The organism is Poriferisphaera sp. WC338, assembly GCF_050931845.1.
GTDB lineage: Bacteria > Planctomycetota > Phycisphaerae > Phycisphaerales > Phycisphaeraceae > Poriferisphaera.
Genome location: NZ_CP194516.1, coordinates 3,704,069 through 3,724,701 on the forward strand (window position 1 = coordinate 3,704,069; position 20,633 = coordinate 3,724,701).

Annotated in this window: 15 protein-coding genes and 1 pseudogene; 2 read left to right on the top strand and 14 right to left on the bottom strand. The window is 50.6% G+C overall.

Going from position 1 to position 20,633, the window contains the following annotated elements; all coding sequences use genetic code 11:
* Positions 1-55: 55 nt before the first annotated feature.
* On the bottom strand, positions 56-1,471 hold the full coding sequence (locus ACQ6WK_RS15355; RefSeq protein ID WP_432798268.1) for an AAA family ATPase: 1,416 nt from the start codon (positions 1,469-1,471) through the stop codon (positions 56-58).
* A 279-nt stretch (positions 1,472-1,750) separates the two neighbouring features.
* Between ACQ6WK_RS15355 and atpD the strand changes: the two genes are divergently transcribed.
* Positions 1,751-3,199: a F0F1 ATP synthase subunit beta gene (gene atpD / locus ACQ6WK_RS15360; RefSeq protein ID WP_432798269.1), complete on the top strand. Its 1,449-nt coding sequence runs from the start codon at positions 1,751-1,753 to the stop codon at positions 3,197-3,199.
* A gap of 71 nt (positions 3,200-3,270) precedes the next feature.
* Here the strand turns inward: atpD and ACQ6WK_RS15365 are convergent, their stop codons facing one another.
* Positions 3,271-3,636 carry a hypothetical protein gene (locus ACQ6WK_RS15365; RefSeq protein WP_432798270.1) on the bottom strand — a complete coding sequence of 122 codons (366 nt, stop codon included), beginning with the start codon at positions 3,634-3,636 and terminating at the stop codon, positions 3,271-3,273.
* 96 nt (positions 3,637-3,732) lie between these two features.
* Positions 3,733-4,179: a hypothetical protein gene (locus tag ACQ6WK_RS15370; protein WP_432798271.1), complete on the bottom strand. Its 447-nt coding sequence runs from the start codon at positions 4,177-4,179 to the stop codon at positions 3,733-3,735.
* Positions 4,180-4,483: 304 nt separating this feature from the next.
* On the opposite strand from ACQ6WK_RS15370, the gene ACQ6WK_RS15375 reads away from it, so the two are divergent.
* Positions 4,484-6,127 carry an alpha-keto acid decarboxylase family protein gene (locus tag ACQ6WK_RS15375; protein ID WP_432798272.1) on the top strand — a complete coding sequence of 548 codons (1,644 nt, stop codon included), beginning with the start codon at positions 4,484-4,486 and terminating at the stop codon, positions 6,125-6,127.
* Positions 6,128-6,147: 20 nt separating this feature from the next.
* On the opposite strand, the gene ACQ6WK_RS15380 is transcribed toward ACQ6WK_RS15375, so the two are convergent.
* From ACQ6WK_RS15380 to ACQ6WK_RS15430, 11 genes and pseudogenes are all read right to left on the bottom strand, one after another.
* The gene (locus tag ACQ6WK_RS15380; RefSeq protein WP_432798273.1) at positions 6,148-7,347 is read right to left on the bottom strand and encodes a glycosyl hydrolase family 18 protein; all 1,200 of its coding nucleotides are present in this window, start codon (positions 7,345-7,347) and stop codon (positions 6,148-6,150) included.
* 146 nt (positions 7,348-7,493) lie between these two features.
* Positions 7,494-7,605, bottom strand: a pseudogene (locus ACQ6WK_RS15385) (phospho-N-acetylmuramoyl-pentapeptide-transferase); the annotation flags it as partial.
* A 98-nt stretch (positions 7,606-7,703) separates the two neighbouring features.
* Complete coding sequence (locus ACQ6WK_RS15390) at positions 7,704-9,800, bottom strand: glycoside hydrolase family 97 N-terminal domain-containing protein (protein ID WP_432798274.1); 2,097 nt, start codon at positions 9,798-9,800, stop codon at positions 7,704-7,706.
* A 244-nt stretch (positions 9,801-10,044) separates the two neighbouring features.
* Positions 10,045-11,256 (bottom strand): phospho-N-acetylmuramoyl-pentapeptide-transferase, encoded by a 1,212-nt coding sequence (gene mraY / locus ACQ6WK_RS15395; RefSeq protein WP_432798275.1) that lies wholly within the window; start codon positions 11,254-11,256, stop codon positions 10,045-10,047.
* Between the two features lie 129 nt (positions 11,257-11,385).
* Complete coding sequence (locus tag ACQ6WK_RS15400; protein ID WP_432798276.1) at positions 11,386-12,390, bottom strand: hypothetical protein; 1,005 nt, start codon at positions 12,388-12,390, stop codon at positions 11,386-11,388.
* Between the two features lie 136 nt (positions 12,391-12,526).
* On the bottom strand, positions 12,527-13,801 hold the full coding sequence (locus ACQ6WK_RS15405; RefSeq protein WP_432798277.1) for a vWA domain-containing protein: 1,275 nt from the start codon (positions 13,799-13,801) through the stop codon (positions 12,527-12,529).
* A 134-nt stretch (positions 13,802-13,935) separates the two neighbouring features.
* A complete protein-coding gene (gene neuC / locus ACQ6WK_RS15410; RefSeq protein WP_432798278.1) occupies positions 13,936-15,078 on the bottom strand; it encodes a UDP-N-acetylglucosamine 2-epimerase in 1,143 nt (380 codons plus the stop codon).
* 3 nt (positions 15,079-15,081) lie between these two features.
* Complete coding sequence (locus tag ACQ6WK_RS15415; protein ID WP_432798279.1) at positions 15,082-15,792, bottom strand: cytidylyltransferase domain-containing protein; 711 nt, start codon at positions 15,790-15,792, stop codon at positions 15,082-15,084.
* Positions 15,793-15,824: 32 nt separating this feature from the next.
* On the bottom strand, positions 15,825-17,504 hold the full coding sequence (locus tag ACQ6WK_RS15420) for a radical SAM/SPASM domain-containing protein (protein WP_432798280.1): 1,680 nt from the start codon (positions 17,502-17,504) through the stop codon (positions 15,825-15,827).
* Positions 17,505-17,513: 9 nt separating this feature from the next.
* On the bottom strand, positions 17,514-19,466 hold the full coding sequence (locus ACQ6WK_RS15425) for a motility associated factor glycosyltransferase family protein (protein WP_432798281.1): 1,953 nt from the start codon (positions 19,464-19,466) through the stop codon (positions 17,514-17,516).
* A gap of 152 nt (positions 19,467-19,618) precedes the next feature.
* Positions 19,619-20,383, bottom strand: coding sequence for a PEP-CTERM sorting domain-containing protein (locus ACQ6WK_RS15430; RefSeq protein WP_432798282.1), 765 nt, complete (start codon positions 20,381-20,383; stop codon positions 19,619-19,621).
* Between the last annotated feature and the right edge of the window lie 250 nt (positions 20,384-20,633).

The window sequence follows — 20,633 nt, forward strand, 5'->3', positions numbered from 1 at the left end:
AACCACTGTGCATCACACGGTGGTTTTTATTTATCTACTAACTTCTAATCTTCAGTTAGACTTTGCTGTAATCCAATGTGTGACTTGCAACCGCTTTGGCAAGCTGTAAATAGTCCTGTGCTCCATTACAGGATGCATCATAGTCAAAAATCGACTGACCAAACGATGGCGATTCGGCTAGCTTTATGTTTCGACGGATCGGCGGCGAGAAGATCGTCGCCTGCGACCACGGCTCATTCGTTTCTTTACCTTGCTCAAGAAACGCTTCAAGGTCACCAATCACTTCGCCTGCCAGAATAGTTTGCTTTTCATGCATACAAAGTACAATACCCGCCACCAGCAAATTCGGATTAAACCCTTGCCGCAACATCGCAATCGTTTCCAACAGCTTCCCGAGTCCCTGCAGCGCGAGGAAATGCGCCTGCATCGGCACAATCACTTCTCGCGCTAACGTCAGCGCGTTTATCGTCAACAAACCAAGCGATGGCGGACAATCTAGCAGAATAAAATCGTACTGATCCGCAATCGTACTCACCTTAGTACGCAGGACAGACTGAGCGGCACCGGTCACCACTTTATCTGCAAGTTCAGATTCAACCCCAGCGAGATTGACTTCTGCCGGCAGCACATGCAAGTGATGATAGTTCGGCACGACCTGCCGAATATCCTCGGCGCTCATGTCATCATCCGCCAACAAGTCATACATTGAAGCTTCAAGCGATTCCGGATCAATGCCAAGATAAAGCGTCAGGTGCGCCTGCGGATCAAGATCGAGCAGCAACACACGGTAGCCCTGCCGCCCAAGCGCCGCTCCAAGATTTACAGCCGTGGTTGTCTTACCCACCCCACCCTTCTGATTCATCAGCGCAATGATACGTGGAGCGGGTAAATGCTCTACCTTCGGCACTTCAATCTCAGCACTTGGCATCGGTGGCTCGACTGGCTCTGTCGCGGTTACATCTTCAATGATTTCTTCTACCGTAGGCTCAGCTAACGCAACACGTGGCTCCTCCGACACAATCTTTTCATCTATTGGTGTGTCTTCTGAAACAACCTCCAACAGAGCTTCTGGAGCAACCTCGTCTACTTCATGATTAGATGGTAACGGAATCACATCGATCTCTTGCGGATTGATCTCCTCTAGCAACTCCACCTCAACCGGTATCTTTACCTGCTCTGCTTGTGACACTTCTTCTTGTGGTTCACTCACCGTGGGAATATGCCACGTTGTTGTCGAAGATGACTCAACCTCTAACTGTATGTTCTCTGTGGAAATACTTGTCGAAGATGATGTTGGCTTAACAGAAACATCTTGCTCGCTCGCTGCCACAGCACTTGACTCTTCAGGTTGATCTTCCGTAACCACAGTTTCTAGCTCGGCAGCGGCCGCTTGGGTGGATTGGATCATAAATCGCGGCGGCGGGACAGCAGCAGCATTGTTTTCTTGCGAATGATGGTTCTCTTCGGTCACAACCGGCTCCTGCGGGCTAACATAAGGCTCATTACACGCCAGTATATCAAGGCAATCTCACCGAGTAATGGGGCACCTCACCGATCATAATCAACCCGCCCAAACATACCCCCACACTCGAGATCATCCCCTACACTCATCGCAAGGAATCACGAAATATTTTGGTTGAGCCGCCGAATTTGGCAAATCGAAGATATATAGTTACGCTTAACGGCTCAGCATGGGGATGCGAGAAAGCTTTTTTTGATCTAATTCGTTGATTTGCAAGGAATAAGAGAAATGTCAACAGCTGGAACACAGGGCGTTATTTCGCAAGTGATCGGTTCGACGTTCGATGCACAGTTTCCGGAAGACCAAATGCCGGAAATTTACAACGCCGTCACCGTCGACTTCGAAGTTGAAGGCGAAAAACAACATCTCGTCGGTGAAGTGCAGCAGCACCTCGGCGGCGGACGCATCCGTGCGGTCTCCCTCGGTTCGACCGACGGCGTCTCCCGCGGCATGGCAGTCGTCGATACCGGTGCTCCGGTTTCCGTGCCTGTCGGCGAGGAAGTGCTGGGTCGTGTTTTCAACCTCCTCGGCACGCCTGTCGATAAAAAAGGCCCCATTGAAGCAGACCAAAAACGACCCATCCACCGCACGCCACCTGCCTTCACCACGCTTTCGGCTAAAACTGAGATCCTCGAAACAGGTATCAAGGTCATCGACCTGCTCTGCCCGTTTGTCCGCGGTGGTAAGATCGGCCTGTTCGGCGGTGCGGGTGTCGGCAAGACCGTCATCATTCAGGAAATGATCGCCCGTGTGGCCCGTGAATTCGGCGGCTACTCCGTCTTCGCTGGTGTTGGCGAGCGTACCCGTGAAGGGAACGACCTTTGGCGTGAAATGGCGGAAGCCGAGTACACCGACGCTGAAGGCAATACCGCTCGCGTGCTTGATAAAGTCGCCATGGTCTTCGGCCAGATGAATGAGCCTCCCGGAGCACGTCTCCGCGTCGCACTTTCCGGCCTCACCATGTGTGAAGCATTCCGTGATGCTGGTAAAGAAACACTCCTCTTCGTCGACAACGTCTTCCGTTTCACGCAGGCGGGCTCAGAAGTCTCCGCGCTTCTCGGCCGCATGCCTTCCGCGGTGGGTTATCAACCTACACTCGCGACTGAAATGGGTGAGCTTCAAGAGCGTATTACTTCAACAGACAAAGGTGCGATCACCTCGATCCAAGCGGTTTACGTCCCTGCCGACGACTACACCGACCCTGCTCCTGCAACAACCTTCTCTCACCTTGATGCGTTCGTGGTGCTGAGCCGTGGTATTGCAGAAAAAGGTATTTATCCTGCGGTCGACCCGTTGGCTTCGACTTCTCGTATTCTCGACCCGAGTATCCTCGGCGAAGAACATTACGAAGTAACCCGCCAGGTGCAAACGATCCTTCAGCGATACAAATCGCTTCAGGACATCATCGCGATTCTCGGTGTGGATGAGCTTTCTGAAGAAGACAAGCTGGTCGTGTCGCGTGCTCGTAAGATTGAACGCTTCTTGTCGCAGCCGTTCTTCGTCGCTGAGCAGTTCACCGGCTTCCCAGGCAACTACACCTCACTCGCAGAAACCATCGACTCGTTCAAACGTCTTTGTGCAGGCGAAGTGGACGACCTGCCCGAATCGGCGTTCATGTACGTCGGCAACCTCGACGAAGCAAAAGCCAAGGCTGAGAAGATGGCCGCATCCGTCTAACAAGCGCTTAGGCAACACAAAACAAACAAAACCGCAGGTCAAACGATCTGCGGTTTTTTATGATCACAGCATCACCACCAACGTTTGGATTTTGAAATGGCGATCTTTGGCTGATACAGAATGGCAAAAAGCAATAGAAGATAGCCTGTAATCACCAATTCCGGCTGGAAACTTTGAACATCCGTCATCAAGACATCATCGTAAACCGTAATGCGATACGGATACCACGACAAAATCATCAGCAACCAACTGACCGGCACAAGGAGTAATGGGATCAACCATATCCGCCGCCATAGTGGCCAGATTTTGGGAAGCAAAAGCGGCGATGCCACAATCAAAACAAAGACCGTCACAATCACAGAAAAGATCGCGCCCACGATTGGTTGCAAGATCAATGATGCAAAGCCGTCATACACCGTCATGGCCATCGCAATCATGTAGATGATCCATGCCGTGACTATAGCGATAGGAACACGCAAAAGCATGTTGTAAATGTACCATAATCTGCGTCGTTAAAAACCCCGCGTTGAACATCACCGCTTCCGAAACATCTTTAAATTCACCGCGATCATCGCCGCACCCAAAGTCACCAGCACACTCAACCCAAAGAACAGCTTCAACGATACCGCAACATCTGGATCAATCGTAACCCAGAACCCCGCAAAGAGGTACAAAACCCCTAAAACGCCCGTCATCACCATACCCGCTATTGCCTTTCCTTTAGGCGCAACCAGACATGCAATCCCCGCCCAGCAAAAACCAAAAAATGCATACTGCATGAGCGTTGTCGCATGAACGTATCCAAACCCCGTCTCACCCACGACACCTAGCCATCGGCACCCATAAAGCACCACCACCTCCAGAACCAGCAGCGCCACACTTGCACCGCCAATGGTCGCTACTGGCACAAGTGGCCACCGCCACCAGCCACCCGTGACTTTCTCTGTATCTGTAACTTGACTAATAAAAATATTGCCCATTAACCACCTCAATCAATAAAAACTTATTCGTCATCCAACTTCCCATACGCAGCATCTTCACATCGAGTTTGCGAATCTTAAGACAGCCCACACATCTTTCCGCAACGCAAGCACGACTATTGCCCACCAACACAATGAAAAGAACAGCAACATTTGCCTCTTGGGGAAGTTGTTTATCCGGCCATCCCCACGTAATAGGCGATAATCCATAATGGGCTCATACACGATATAGCTGCATAATCGCACTTATCTCGGACCTCGATCACTATGCCCATCATCGCTCATGTAAACACGGAGAATGACCATGGCTCAAACCGTCATCGAACACGTAATGTGGTGGCTTAAAAAAGTTGGCATTCAAGATGTGTTTGGCGTGCCTGGCGATTTTTCGTTTCCAGTTTCAGATGCCATCATCGAAGATCGTGAACTCGAATGGGTTGGCTGCACCAATGAACTCAACGCCGCTTACGCTGCCGATGGCTACGCACGAATCAAAGGCATCAGCGCACTTTGTACAACCTATGGCGTAGGCGAACTTTCTGCCATCAATGGTATCGCCGGTGCCTATTCCGAATATCTTCCAATCGTACATCTCGTCGGCATGCCCGGCATGAAAACACAAGCTGGCAAACGCGTCATCCATCACTCACTCGGTAACGGTGAATTCGATTTCTACTACCACATGACCAAACCTGTTGTCTGCGCGCGCACCATCCTCACACCCGAAAACTGCATCAGCGAAATGGCCCGCGTCATGGAAGCCGCCGTCAAACACCGTCGCCCTATCTATATCGCCATCCCCAAAGACTGCGCCACCATGAAAATCGTCGGCTCACCCGGCAACGGCACCATCGACATGCAAAGTGATCCCGATCGGCTTTCCGCTGCAATCGATGATATCCTTGAACATATTCAAGCTATCAATAAAGGGGTTTTCTTGCCTGGCATCATGGCTTACCGCGTCGGACTCGTCGATATCCTTCAACGCCTCATCGAAAAAACCGGTTTCGCCTTCGCCACCATGTTTCACGACAAATCCGTGCTCGATGAAACGCATCCGCAATACGTCGGCATGTACGATGGGCAACTCATGAACCAACAAGTCCGCGAGTATGTCGAAAATGCTGATCTCGTCATCAATGTTGGCGCACTCTGGGGAGACTTCAATACAGGCGCCTTCACGTCCAACCTCGACGGCCACCGCACAATCGACATTTACCTCGATCACACCCAAGTTGGTTACGCGGTCTACGAACATGTCTACATGAAAGACTTGTTACAAGCATTAGCTGACCGTGTTGCAGGCAAGAAACCTGAGATCAAACTCCGCGCCCAAGGCCTTGGTGATCCCATCGGTCAAACCGACGATTTACTCACACCTGAATACTTGTACCCCAGATGGGAACAATTCCTGCGTGAGGATGATTTGCTTATCTGCGAAACCGGCACCGTTTCCATGGGCATGGGTTTTGCCAAGCTTCCGCGCGGCGCGGTCTTTTGCAATCAAACTTTATGGGGCGCCATTGGCTGGGCGACACCCGCCGCCTTCGGCGCCGCGATGGCAAATCGCGACCGTCGCCTCGTCCTCATCACCGGTGAAGGTGCACACCAAATGACCGCCACCGAAATCGGACAGTTCGCAAAATACAACGTCAAACCTGTTATTTTCGTTCTCAATAACGACGGCTACACAATTGAACGACTTCTCTGCAAAGAACCCGACTACGCATACAACGATGTCGCTCCATGGTCCTACGCCAAGCTCCCCGAAGCAATGGGTTGTGAAGATTGGTTATGTGCCACTGTCCGTACCAACGGTGAACTTAATGGTGTCCTTAAAAAAATAAATACCAATGGTCATGCCGCCTACATCGAAGTCATGATGGATCAAATGGCCGCCCCACCCCTCGCTAAAAAACTCGGCGACATCCTCGGCCATAAGGGTTAAACAGCTTTTCTCATGCTCATTCAATCCGCTTTACCCAACACCGTCACCGCTTTCACGCCCGCCGGCCAACCTTTCTCCATCTCCACCAAATCTTTCGCATCCACCGCACCATCCAAATTTAAATCCCCCTTCGACCACGCACGCATCCGATCCTTCTCTACATCTGTTTCTTTCCCCCAGTATTTCTTCATCCGAATCAAATCGCTCTTACTCAGCCTACCATCAAGATTCAAATCCGGCACACCCTTCGATAACATCACCTGCTGATACGCATGTAATAATAGCGACTTCTTCCCGACTGCATCTTGCGCTAACTGCCAAATGAACACACCCTGATAATCCTGATCCACTGCCCACTCTACTTTCTCTCGAATCTTACTGATATTATCAAACGCATACCTGCCGATCTCATTCACCTCTTCATTCGGCTTCATCTCCTTCAAAATAATCCCATATCCCTTCGCCTTGCTCCATTTTTCCAATGACCGGCCATAGAACGGCAAACCCATTACCAACTTCCGCCGCGGCTCGTCCACCCCGTGCTTCTCCATAAGCCCCTCCCAGTATTCCATCGCTTTCTGTACCTTGTCGACAGGACTATTCACTGGCTGAAAATCATAGCACATTACCATCACCGCATCTTGCTCAAAACCGCGCTCCGACAACATCTCATGCGTCGGCATCACCGCGGTCGTCACATCCTTCTTCCCCTTCTTCAATACCTTGTTCAACCGACTAATAAACTTCGAATAGTCGTCCGTCTCCTTCCCCGGCTTCGGATACTCCCAATCCAAGTTAAAGCCATCAATCCGATACCGCTTCACAAACTTCACGATCTCAACGATCAATTTCTGCTGCAACCTATCCGAACTCATTACCGGCACATACCGATCACTCTGCGCCCAACCACCAATCGCAAAGTGCACCTTGAACTTATATCGCCGTCCACTCTTCACAATCATTGGAAGCTTCTGAATTTCCTTCTCGCTGTAAACCAGCGTGCCGTCCTTCTTCACATTCCCCGCAAAGTAAACCACATCACTCAAGTACCGCGGATCCACTTTCCCCCAGTCCTTCACCACATACCCCGGCATATAACCATAAATGCGAAAGTCCGCAGCCTCTAACGCTTGTATCGTCTTCACTCGCCCTAGCTTTAATTTGGTTTCCGGTTCATCGGCCGCAAACACATATTGAGTCCCGGCAATATTAACGACCATCAGACATATCAAACAAAAAAATTTGGCTGCAAACTTCACCATATGTGCATCATCGCAGATCGCGATCCTTTCATGCAAGTACACTCAGCTTCTGCGCAGCAGAAAAGCGATGTCTGCCACGTTTGCCATGTTGTACCCACACAAACCTATCGCAATTTAATCGTCGCTAGCACAATCAACACAAATATCACCGTCCATAACCAGAACCGCACCATCCACCTGCGGCTTTATCCAATCGAACAAATGAAAATGATAATGTACCAGCGTACATTTTAACACACTCTACTTCCATACAATGCTCTCACCAACAAAAACAGCCCTGTGTTCTCTAAAACCCATTGTCCAATGGTATTGGGCTATTTATTGGGCTTAAAAATCGCAGCAAAGCCGCCGCCGGGTGCAGCAGTGAAGGTGAACGAATCGTTTGCTTTGACGGTTATTGTGCGAACGGTATAGGCTTCGGGATTGTTAATGTAATGCGCATCTTTTGCATCTTCGAAAAGTGTTGCGGTGTAGGTTTTGTTTTTATCAAGGAAATCCAGATAGATTGTGTTGGTTGAACCTTGTTCGTCTGAGACCGAAGCGACGAGCCATGTATTGTTTGTTTTGCGTGCGGTGGTGATAAGTTTGCCGTATTGGGCTTGGAGGATTTTAGTTTGATCCCATTTACCCGTGAGGTGATTGATAAATTGGAAAAGATCGGCCTTTTTATCATAGGCGATGTCGTGGTCGGCGAGAATGATCATGCCCGAGTCGACGATCATGCATCGGGCTGCTTCCGATACAGCGGTTGAATAGACAGGTTGACGGACTTGAAAACGTTCTCCGACGAGATCAGATGAGAGATCGAAAAAACCGTTTTGCATATCGAGTGGACCTGCGAGCATATTGACGAAAACAGTACGAAGGAATTCATTGGGTTTATAGCAACGGGAAGCGTCACCTTGTGCGTGGCAGTATTCGCGTGTGAGGAAGTTTGGATAGGTGCGTTGTTCGCCGGTAGGATGAATAGGGCCGTCATGAAAATTGATGTAGAGTTGTAAGTCGGCGCACATTTGTACGATTTTTCGTGTGACGTTGACTTTAGATTGTTGTGGGGATTCGCTCATGAAACCGTATTTGATGCCGGCTGCGCCCCATTGTTTGTAGGTTTCAAAGACTTTACGAAGACCATCGATACCGCGTTGGCGGCGGATGAGGTCGTTGATGTAGATGATGATGTCGACGTTGCGATCTTTGGCATATTGAATGAGTGCGGGCATATCGATTTGTCCACGATACTTTTTCATCAGTTCGGCAGTAGAGCGGTAGAATTTTGCTGCGGTTTCGTGGTCATTTTCTTGCTTGGGTGTAAGTGGATCTGATTCAATATCGCGTTGGTTACCATACCAACCGGAGTCGATCATGAAGAATGGCTGCCCGTTACGTGAGAGATGATCAATTAATCGCTTATAGGAATCCATGGTTTTACCATAACGGTAGCCTTCGGGAAACTGAGAATTGGGTGGGATAATGGCGCCCCAATTTCGATTTTCAGTGTTGGCAATGCCCGTCTTTATCCATGAAGTGTCATTGATAGCGCAAGGCGGATTAAGCTGCTCGATGAGGGTGGATTCGAGTTGCTGATTGAGATTGGAGGTGATAGTGATGACGCGCCAAGGTGAAGTGAAGGGGATGTTGACGGTGGATGCTTGAATCTTTGCGAGCATACTGTTTGGGTTATTGGAATTGGCTCGGTAGTTAAGCGGCGCAAAGTTGATCAAATCTGCTTCGTGGATGGAAATGAATGCATGTGGAGAAACGTCGATAAGCGCTGGTGAGTGGAGTGGGTTAGTGCGTGTGCGCGTTTTGCCACGTTTGTCGGTGCGTGTGATTGGGCGCGTGCGTTTTTCTAATGATGACAGTAAGTATGGACCTTTGGGGGCATGCTCACCTGCAGTGAAATAAACGTTGTAATCTTGAGTGAAGTTGAATTCGGTATTGTCATTATTGAGGGTAATGGTGTTTGCGTTTTCAAGGGATTGAATGATGTAACGGAAGGTGATGCCGTTGTTGTAGGCACGGAAGATGATGTCGACTTTGTTATTTGGGTTGGTGCTGCTGACGGTTGAGAGAGTGAGCTGGTTGAATTTGTTTTCAATGAAACTGCGCTTGCCCCATGTCGGTTTGTAGGATTCATCATGGGCGGTGATCGTAGTACTGGCTATTGGTGTAAGCATTTTCAGTTGATCATTATCGGTGTCGAAACCGAGTGATGATGGGGTGATCAGTTGGGTGTTGTTGAAGACGATACTGTAGGTAACTGGTTGGCTGGGGATGACAGAAACAATGAGAGCAATACGGCCATCGGGTGAGACAACGGTAATGGGAGAAGTATCTTCAGCAATAATCGGATCGCTCCGAAAAATAGCCGTCGCCATCAAAACCAGCAGAAACACAAAGTCTTTGGTCATCTGATCTTACCTGTCATGAGTATGATGTTGCTATGGAAAAGAAACAAACTAATGGAATGTGTACAAAACGTAGTCTATTAGAAAGCAGGGAAGACGGCTAGGTTTTTTGAAATTTGAATAGAGAGATAACTGTAAATTTATACGTTATCAATAAGTCCCCTGAAGGACGTACTTGTTCGATACCCTGGCTGATCGGTATGCCTGAACCCCAAAATAAGCCGCGATGGTTTTAATAGAACTTGAGTTAGCGAAGTTTAATCGTCGCCAGTGCAATCGCCACAAACATCCCCGTCAACAACCAGAACCGCACCACCACTTGCTGCTCCGTCCACCCCAACAAGTGAAAATGATGATGCACCGGCGCGCACTTAAACACCCGTCGTCGACCTTTAGTCAACTTAAACACACCCACTTGAATCATCACCGACACGGCTTCAAACACAAAGATCCCACCAATCAAAAATAGTAAAAACTCTTGCCGAATCACCACTGCGATGAACGCGATCAACCCACCCAATGTTAGCGATCCTGTATCCCCCATGAACACCTGAGCCGGGTGGCAGTTAAACCACATAAAACCTAAGCACGCCCCTGCCATGGCTCCTGCCACCACCGCCAACTCATCCGACTCTGGAATGTATGGCACTAATAAATATTTAGATAACACAAACCCCTGATGGCTGTACCCCGCAATGATCGCCAAGATCATAAACGAAGCTGCCACAATCACCATCGTTCCCGACGCCAACCCATCCATCCCATCCGTCAGGTTCACCGCGTTCGAGAAAAACGTAATCGTCAACACCGCTGCCACCACAAACACAACCGTTGACAGCGTAATCATGTTTGGGCTCACCACGAAATCACCTGCCTCTTTCACCCACGTCTTAAAGAACGGCAGGTTCAATGCATGTGACATCAATCGCGTATCCTCAGGGTCCGGCATCAGCTTGTTCGCACCCCAATGATGGATAAATAAACCCAATATCATTGCCAAACCAATCTGCAACAAAAACTTCTCATGCGAGTATAACCCCTCCCGTGAGCCCGGCTTTCGCCTCGCCGACGTCAGCTTCAACCAATCATCGGCAAAGCCAATCGCACAAAATGCCACCGTCGCAATCAGCGCCATCCGAATATAAAAAGAGGTCAAATCCGCTAACAACAACGTCGTTGCAAAAATTGCCCCCACGATCAACACCCCGCCCATCGTCGGCGTGTTCGCTTTCTGCTTCATCAATTGATTTAAATCTTTGTGATAGAACTCCGGATTATCACCCACCTTCTGCTTCACCAGCCACAAAATCGTCCGCTTCCCAAACAGCACCACAATCGCAAATGAAAGCACGATCGACATGATCGCTCGAAACTCAACCCACTGAATCACATTCAGTGGCCCAAGCACCGCATGGCTGTTAATCCATTCTCGAAAGATCAAATAAAGCTGATAAATCATGTCACCCGTCTTGCCGAATGCAGGTTACTCGCACAGGAATCATCCATGAATCCGATGGCAACATGATAACCGATCCCTCGTCATTTGGGAGACCAATCTGAAAGGGTGATGCCCATCAACAGCTACACATCACACCGCAAAGAACCTCATACTCGCGCCTTCAATCAACCTTACAATCTCATCGCCCTCCCCTTCACCCAGCACCCCACTCACGAGCATCAACACAATCACCAATAACGAACAAGCAAGCCCCACATACTGCCTTCTTGAAATCGGCTCTCGCCAGTACATCCGCGCAATCATAATATTTACCGCAATAATCGCCACCGAATTTGTCGGCAAAAAAATCGTCGACCCGATTGCATCAATCGCAAACAAAAAGCACACACAGACCCCCAAGTTCGCCACCCCTGCAAACGCGCCCACACTATATGTCCCTATCCCATATCGTTTCCGTTCAAACAACAACACATGCCCCACATTGAGCACCCCCGCAAACACAAAAATAGTGCTCGTATAGGCCAAAAAACCATGCTCATAATCCGTATCAAACCGTGGCACTGCATCATGAATGATCGCAAATAATGTCTGTACAAGCGCTGTCAGCAGCAGCACTACTGTTACTGCCAGCCACCCCGCTTTCTTTTTACGCGTGACAGCAACACCTATCGCCACACCACCGCCACCATCAGCAGCCTCTTCAACACAATCATCCTCAACATCACGCGGCCGCATCAACAACAACGCCACCGGAATCATCGCCAAACCCGCCCACTGCACCCCGTCAATCGTCTCGCCGTAAACCGCCCACGCAAAGATCGCCGCAAGTGTGACCCCCATCTGTATCAAAGCCGTCGTAATACCTACGCCAAAAAAGTCATACGCACGGAACAACACCAACAGGTAAAGGTAAAACAGTACCCCCATCACCACCCCACCCATAAACGCAACCCAGGTAATATGCTGCTCATACCCAAGCGCTGCCGCACCGATCAATAAACCAATCGACAGCACCGCACCCACGGCATAATTCACAGCAGATACCGCCATCGCAGACAAGCCCTTTACTTGTCCAAAACGCAACGCCTGAAAGAAAATCACCGTCGCCAAGATATTCAATACAAAGTAAACCACAGCCCGGCAATTGTACTGATATTCACTCCCTCACAAAAGGCTTCTATCATTCCCACTTAAATTAAAAAACCCGGCTTATATCGCCGGGCTTCAACCTTCATCACAACATGTCATTCATACCAGCCGTATAAACCATTTATTCTACGATAACCTCGTTTTCTTCTGAAGCAGCCTGTTCCTTTTTAATCTCAAAACCAACACCCACTAACTGTTCCTGCACTGCCTTCAAAATCGCATCACCAAGCGTGTTCGTGTTCTCGTTCACCTCCGCTTTACGCTTCTCCGCAATATATGCATTACGCTTCACATTCAATTCGCTGATCTCCGCCTGAATTTCCGCACGTTCTTTCGCCTTCTCTATAATAAACTCTGACCGCTCCTCATCTTTCATCCCCTGCATTTCCTCTGGCAAGTCCGCTACTTTCACCTTCTTAAGTGCATCTTTATCTTCTTCCATTGTGTCTACTAGGTCATGACCCGATTGACTATACATCGCAGATGATTTCGTTTGTGCCCGCTGCACCGCCACACTCTTCCCCATCCCTGCCGCGTTTGAATCTTCGCGTTCCTGCATCATTTTCGCTTCCGGCGCTCCTGCCCCAAACCACACATACGTATCATTCAGCGCCTTGTTCTTCTGCAAGATCACATCATCATACGGCGTCGCAATATGCACCACTTGCCGATCCTGATTAATGTTCATGTACTTCCCACCCGCCAACGCCGCACCGTGCTGCCACATTCCACTCACCCCCGTATCATACGGCCCACAATGAATGGTATTCACAATCACATTACGCCCCTTCGCCCGTTGACATACTTCCTGATACGGCACGCTCCCCTGCGTAAACGGCTCATTCCCCGCAATATAAATAGCACGATACGTACGATTTCCACCATGCCATGCCAATCGGCTCAGCGCTTCGTTCATCACCTGACCACAATACTCATCCCCCCCATTGGTCGACAGCGCAAACAGTGCCGCACTAAACTGATCCAAATTACTCGTGAACGGCACCACCTGCCGGATGTATCCCTCAGTTGCCGGCAATCCCGAATTCCCATACTCAAAAAGCGCCACCTCTAACCGCGGCCGTACACCATCCTTTTGCGCTAACGCACACTGATTCACAATCGACCACAACTGGCTTTTCGCCTGATTAATCAGCCCATTCATCGAACTCGACGTATCCAGCAACAACGCAATCTGTATTGTCGGCTCATTCGCCAAACCCACACCGCATACCATTTCTGGATGCGCCTCCAACATACACGACACGTCGTTTTCACATGCTTCGCACGACGTTTCCTCACGTTCAACCACTTTCTTTGCCTCAACCTTACCCGTTATCCATCCCGTTCCGATTAATCCCGACGCAACAATCGCCCACACAGTCATGTACTTTTTCATGACGGTTCCTTTCATAAACCTGTTTTTTGCAATGAATCAACCCGACCCGATACATCCATAGACGCTTCGAATCTGGCTGTGTTCCCACTTCGCTTAATTTTTTTGTTTTCCCCCAAGCAACCCTATAAAACAGCTTAAAACGTGTTGCATTTACGTAATGAGACGTCTCCCAGATCAATCTCCGCCAAGATCTTCGCCATCCGCTTCCCCGCTGTCCCATCACCATATGGATGCTTCATCCGCAATAAATTCATCTTCACTGCCCGTTCAACCCCCGCCATCACGTTTTCCTTCCCATAATCACAATCCACTACACTCCGCGGTTTCTCCCGCCCGTTCTGCCGTGGCCCCACATTTACCGCCGCCGTCTTCAGCGCGGCTGCTTCAATCAATCCCGCTGACGAATTCCCTAGAATCACTTTCGCCCATGCTAACAACGTAACAAACTCTCTCCGTGGTACGTGATCCACAAACCTGAATCGCTCCCGTACTACCTTCTTTAATGATTTTTCAAAACCATCAATCGCATCCCCAATCCCCTTCGCCCCCACATCACCATTCGGCCAAAGCACTAGTACTTTCCAATCATACTTCTCCGCCATTATTCTGGCTGCAACAAGCGTCTCCATCATCCATCGCTTCTCAATTGTGTTCGTTTCACCCACTGGATGTTGCAACACGATCAAGTCCACCCCATCTTCATCACAACTATTTGCACTTACAAAACCCAACCCATCAATCGCCGGCGAACCAACGAGATACACATCATCCTTCCTCTCACCCAATCTAATCAACCGCTGCATACTTTGCTTGCTAGCTGCAAAATGCAGATGTGCTAATTTCGTAATTGCATGCCGCATCGCTTCATCCGCCACTCCTTCCGCACGATCTCCCCCATGTACATGCACCACATATCTCCCGCCAATACTCGCCGCACTCGCTGCCGCAAATGCTTCAACCCGATCCCCCAATACCGCCACCACATCTACCTTCATTTCTGCAAACGCTTCACCAAAACCTTTTACCCCCCGCGATACTGCCTCAACATCCGCCCATCTACCCACCTCACTCTTCTTTTGCATACGCACTTTCGCATCAATCTTAATGCCAGCCGCCTTCACATCCCGCCATGTCCCAGTCGTCAAATGCAACCCCGCCACAATCACACTTGTTTTCAAATCTTTTTCCTGCTTCGCCGCCTCAATCATCGGACGCAACAAACCAAACTCCGCCCGCGTCCCCGTCACAAAACAAACATGCTTCTTCCGTCCCGTCATCGCCTATCCCCCATTCCCATGTGCAGCCAACACCGCTTCTGCCACCTTCATATCAATCATCGAATCTACATCCACCACCTCCCCCACACCCGTCACCACCGCCCGCCGATCCTTCCCCAAAAACGCATGCGGCTCTCCTTCCACCACATCAAACAAACTCGCGCGCGTCACCGCAATCATCCCCCCATCCAAAATATACACCGGCGGTAAATCCTGCCTTCGATACACATGATTGTCCTCATACATCAATAACTCATCCTCATCGCCCACCGTCTTCATCCAATACGGATGCATCTTCTCCACCGGCGACACCGACTGCACCGAATCCCCGCCACTCTCCCAAAGTTTCTTCACCGCGCGATCCGTCAAATCCACCGGCCGCACCGGCACATTCCCATATAAGATCACCACCGCATCAAACCGCTCGCCATCCGCTTCCATCTTCTCCACCACATCCCGCGCCGCCGCATCCACCGTCGCAGTCCCCGTCGCCAACTCACTCGGCCGCATCATCACCTTCACCCCAGCATCCTCACCAATCGCCGCAAGTCTTTCCCCGTCCGTCGATAGCACCACCTCATCCAAACACCCCGCCCCCAGCGCATGATCTATCGTCCACCGCAACATCGGCTTCCCGCAAAGATCAAGCTCATTCTTCTGCGGCAGCCCCACACTCCCTGCCCGCGCCAAAATAATACCCAAGACCTTCGCCATCATCTCTCCATCTATTCATTAATTAGATCATGTTACGGCCGAAACCATTCCGTACAATCACCACACAACGTCAATGCCGTAAACTTCTCCTCCTCATGCGCAGCCTTCACCTCGCCCTGCTTCTTCCAAATCTCAAGCAAACCCTCCTCACCAACTTGTCCCATCGCCCCGTCCCCTAACCAATCCTGATCACAGCGTGCCACTCGCCCATCACTCAACACCGACATCCGCAGCCCCAACTGCTTACATCCTTCACGATGCGGCGGCTCCATCGGCACCGGCGACAAATCCTTCATCCTCCCGCAACCACACGGCGCCGGATCAATCACCGCATGCTGCGCATACTGCATCCATCGCTCAAAAAACATTTCCATATCCGCCAAGTTTTCAACGCACTTTGCAAACCGCGGTACGATCCACGGCAAACGCTCAATCCCCTTCCGCTGCATCATCTGCCCCCGCTGATTAAACAAATACTCCATGTTCTTCATCACATGCTTAAACCGATCCACCCCCATCACCCGTTCATAAACCTCCGGCGTGTCCGCATTAATCCGAACCAAAATCAAGTCCACACCCGACTCAAGCAGTCGCAACAAAACATCCTGATCCTCACCCAACAAATCTGTTTCCACCGCCACCCCCATCACCCCTTTCGCATTCACCGCAGCCTCAATCACCTCAAACACGTCTTCATAAAGCATTGCGTCACCTAGACCACCAAAGATCACTGACACATCCTGCGCTTTATCGCGATCAATTTCGTCAATGAGTCGCATTGCGGTCTGTTTATCCATCGCTCCACGATTTAGATCTACATGTTGTTGCGGTACAATCTCTCCGCTCACCCCGCGTTCCGCTGTCAATTCCACATTCAGCTGCTGCGGGAGCATCCCATACCCATGCAGCGCATGGTTAGACATCACCTGCCGCGCGATCTCCGTCACCCGCTCCGCATCCGCCTTCACCAATTCATCAAACCCGCCAACCTCATCCGCAATCTCACGCAGCATCTTCACACTCCGCGGCGTGTCATACGCAAACCGGTATTTACAATCACGCACATTTGCAGCAATCGCAAAATTCACATCCCGCGAAATCGGATCAAGCATCGGCTGCCTTGAGTTATAACCCAGCACATTCCCCAGCGAACTCCCTCCCTCCGCCAGTTGCGACAATACCCCGTACGTCAGCACGCACCCCGACAATCCCACCGGCGACTGTGTAAAACAGAACCGCATCGCCTCAGGCGAAACCTCATGCGCCTTGATCATCCCCTCTGCATATCCCACATCAAATAGTGGCCAATCCCCCCGCACAAATAGTCCGCTCTCTGCACCAACCGACTCCATTGCTTTCACCAGTGGTGCCGCCGGCAGAATCTCATCGTAACTCGACGCCCAACCCAGCCCGCCCCGCCAACTGGTCATCGCCCACTTCCGCGCGCTCACCAAATACCGCTGCGCCCGCCCTTCCTTAGTCTCGTGATCAAAACAATCCACATCAACATCAATATGTAAATCCCCCAATAGCCCCATCGGCTCCTGGCCTACCGGATGTACCAGTACAATTTTCTCCACGCTTTTCACACCCGCCAACCGCGCCACCGTCAGCGCAAGCACCGACCGCCCACCCAGCTCATCATCAAGACGCGCTGCCTGTCCAAACCACCCCCGCTCTAAATCTGTCACCACAAATGCGATCAACTTCACATCCTTCTATCACACCTGTCCAGCCTCAGCCGTTTGTGTTTCACACGTTGCTTCTTTCACTCGCTCACTCGCAGCGCAAACCCGCTGGTGCGCCGCCGCAAAAATCTTCCGCGCCTCGTCTGCCGACTGCACAATCCAATCTAGATTTTCTTCATCCCGTTCAAGCTGCCGCAGCTGCTTTTCATACTTGTCCAGTTCATCCACCTGAATCTGGCGATCATGCTTCATCCGCTTAAACGCACCCACCGAATTCAATCGCGTCACCAACTTAAACGTCGCACCAAGCTCCCCAAACACTTGCTCTTTCTTCTCGTTCATCTGATCAAACAGCTTATTCATCTTTTTCGCGTTGCGCTGATGTTCCTTCATCTGCCGCAAGATATTCAGCGTGCTGTTGGTGACTTTTCGCAGCTCATCAATATCATCCTGCCGCATCTCGATCATCTCGCGCACCCGATCCAGCCGCGCCCCATCTAGCTCGCGCTTAGGCATCGGTATAGTCGGCACATCCTTCGTCGCATATTTCTCAATCGCCTCCGCCAAACTCATCGCCATCGTATGCTCTTTCTTACACCCACCCTCGGTCGCATCAATCACCAACTGCTCCGCCTGCGCAAAATCCTTCTCAAACTGCTTCAGGTACGTCAGCATCTGTTCATCACTATAAATCTGCTTGCCATGTACATCTTCCGCCGGCTGCAAATGCCCACGCATCCTCACCACACGCACCCACTCCATCATCTCCACACTGTTAAACTGATTGAACTCGCTGCTCCACACCCGATGCACCGCCGTCCCCGGCGCATAATACAATCCATCCGAAAAACCCAAATCCTGCCCAATAAGCATGATCGGATCACACCCCAAATACTGCGCCAAGTAAAACGACAAGTGCGCCACCGTCCCCCCTGATGGCAGCGATCCTTTGTTCTCTTTCATATCGCCAAGCAACGTATCATTAAACTCGTTCCGCAGCACACGCACCGGCCCCGGGAACGAATCCAAAATACTGCAATGCGCTTTCGGCTCCGCCACCAGTGTCACATCTGGAAGCGGCGGCAAATTCTCATAAAACCGCGCACTGATCTGCGAATAATCAAGCGCCGTCACAAAGTCTGGTTTCACTCCGCGATCCAAAAGCGGCCGAAGCGCCGTCTGCACCGCAATTACCACCACCCGCTTGCGTATCTCCGGATCCTTTAATAGATGCACATTCTTCACCAGTGACGGACCCGCCGCCACACACACCGCAGGATACCCTTTCGCAATCCCCTCTAACTCGTTGATAGACGCCCCCGAAGAATACACCGGCAAGTTGCTCGCCAAATTCCGACACGTCCGCGCCGTGTTCACAAGCAGCGTTGCCACGTTCGTTCGTGCATATGCCACCATATCCTGAATATGCGAGCTAAACTTCCGAACTGCCTCACCATGTGTTTGGCGATATGTTGGATGCTCCTGTAAATGCAGCCCCTGCGTGATGATCGCTGAATACTTTTCCAACCCTTGATGCACCACTGCCCGGTCCACCTGACCCGTTAGCAGCACTAATAACTTCCGGCTCAGCCACGCCGTCTGATCCACATGCTCAAGCGCCGCCCTTAACACTCGCACATCTGGCTCCCATACAACCAACAATCCATGCGGCCCCATCCGCTTGCTGATCTCACTCGCCTGATACCCCATCCCCAAACCCATCAACACCACCGTCGCTGCTTTGCCATAATCTACCCCTTCCGCAATCCGCTCTCCCTCCTTCACAGGATCATACTTCGAGCACAGCGCCAACCCCCGTCCCTCATACACCACCGCCCCCGTAGCTACCTCCGTCTTCGATTTGCCCACCACCACTTCATCCCCAACTTCTACCGCGCGCACACGATCCGCCAACTCAGCGCTATGACGTTGCAACAGCGCGAGATTCAGCGGCAGCAAATTGTCCTGGCTGATCTTTTCTGACATCGTATTCGCAACAATTATCGGAATAAGTGCCCGCCCTACTTAAATTTGCGCCGCCTCTCCCTATCCGCCCCCCATTTACGACACACCATACACGTGAATAAAAAAACACCGCCGAAGCGGTGCTCAAGAAAATCAATTTTGCAGCAGATGAATCAGACCTTCGCCCTGATCTTTCTGCCTCGCCACCCCATAAATGCTCCGCCAACGGCCATCAACGCCAACATCCCAGGCTCAGGCACCGCATCACCCACAAACACATTATCCACCGCACCACTGCGGTAAAAATTCACATGGATCTGATCGAACAGAACGTTCTCCCACGTAATCCGTTCAACACTGTTATCGCCCAAGCCTGTAATCTCAATCACTTCGACCACAATCCCGTCCAACAAAAACGTCACATTACTTGGCTCGATACTCGCGGTATCGTTCGCCCCCTCAATATCCAATACATCCAAATATCCCGATTCAAAAACCTGATCAAACATAAAGTCGATCTCAGCCGCAAACGGCCCAGTCGTCGGGTCATTTCCCTCATCATCTGGATCGTCCAACACACCATCGTTATTCGCATCCAGATCATTCTCAGCCACGATAAGCACGTGACCAAGCGCGACGCCATTGGTATCGTGATACCCCGGCGTTTCCAAATCATCATCGCCGCCCGTCGGATTACCCGAGTCAAACAACGCTGCGATGTCATGTACCTTGTTGTTGTTCGTCCCCGAAACAATCACACCCCATGGCTGATACTCGTCATCCATGATCGTCCCCGCCGGCAATGACGCACCAAACGCATCATCATCAAACGTTAACAGGATGCCGGTCGACGTAATCGCAGACCCATCAGCCACGCCGGCAACTGTCGCCCCCGCCAGACATGCCAACAACATCCCTGTAGCCCTGAATCCAAACATACTTACGTCTCCCGTACTTCCTTAAAGTGAAACAATCATCTAATCACGCCGCAACACACTTTCCCTGTATGCGATGCAACATGCCCGGATTCGTAGCGTGCTTATACAATCACCCTACGAATATGCTGAAGTTTGCCTTCAAACTCAACTTAGGCAAGATCCTTATCGGCAATGAGAGAAAATTCTCAACGGTCTTCGGTCATCCAAATGTTTTAATACCGATAACTTGCCTACTCTCACGTGACCTTCT

Bases quoted from the DNA above. Each gene is read 5' to 3' on its own strand.
- atpD (WP_432798269.1), top strand. From the start codon at position 1,751: ATGTCAACAGCTGGAACACAGGGCGTTATTTCGCAAGTGATCGGTTCG.
- ACQ6WK_RS15365 (WP_432798270.1), bottom strand. From the start codon at position 3,636: ATGATTGCGATGGCCATGACGGTGTATGACGGCTTTGCATCATTGATC.
- ACQ6WK_RS15370 (WP_432798271.1), bottom strand. From the start codon at position 4,179: ATGGGCAATATTTTTATTAGTCAAGTTACAGATACAGAGAAAGTCACG.
- ACQ6WK_RS15375 (WP_432798272.1), top strand. From the start codon at position 4,484: ATGGCTCAAACCGTCATCGAACACGTAATGTGGTGGCTTAAAAAAGTT.
- ACQ6WK_RS15380 (WP_432798273.1), bottom strand. From the start codon at position 7,347: ATGGTCGTTAATATTGCCGGGACTCAATATGTGTTTGCGGCCGATGAA.
- ACQ6WK_RS15390 (WP_432798274.1), bottom strand. From the start codon at position 9,800: ATGACCAAAGACTTTGTGTTTCTGCTGGTTTTGATGGCGACGGCTATT.
- mraY (WP_432798275.1), bottom strand. From the start codon at position 11,256: ATGATTTATCAGCTTTATTTGATCTTTCGAGAATGGATTAACAGCCAT.
- ACQ6WK_RS15405 (WP_432798277.1), bottom strand. From the start codon at position 13,801: ATGAAAAAGTACATGACTGTGTGGGCGATTGTTGCGTCGGGATTAATC.
- neuC (WP_432798278.1), bottom strand. From the start codon at position 15,078: ATGACGGGACGGAAGAAGCATGTTTGTTTTGTGACGGGGACGCGGGCG.
- ACQ6WK_RS15415 (WP_432798279.1), bottom strand. From the start codon at position 15,792: ATGGCGAAGGTCTTGGGTATTATTTTGGCGCGGGCAGGGAGTGTGGGG.
- ACQ6WK_RS15425 (WP_432798281.1), bottom strand. From the start codon at position 19,466: ATGTCAGAAAAGATCAGCCAGGACAATTTGCTGCCGCTGAATCTCGCG.
- ACQ6WK_RS15430 (WP_432798282.1), bottom strand. From the start codon at position 20,383: ATGTTTGGATTCAGGGCTACAGGGATGTTGTTGGCATGTCTGGCGGGG.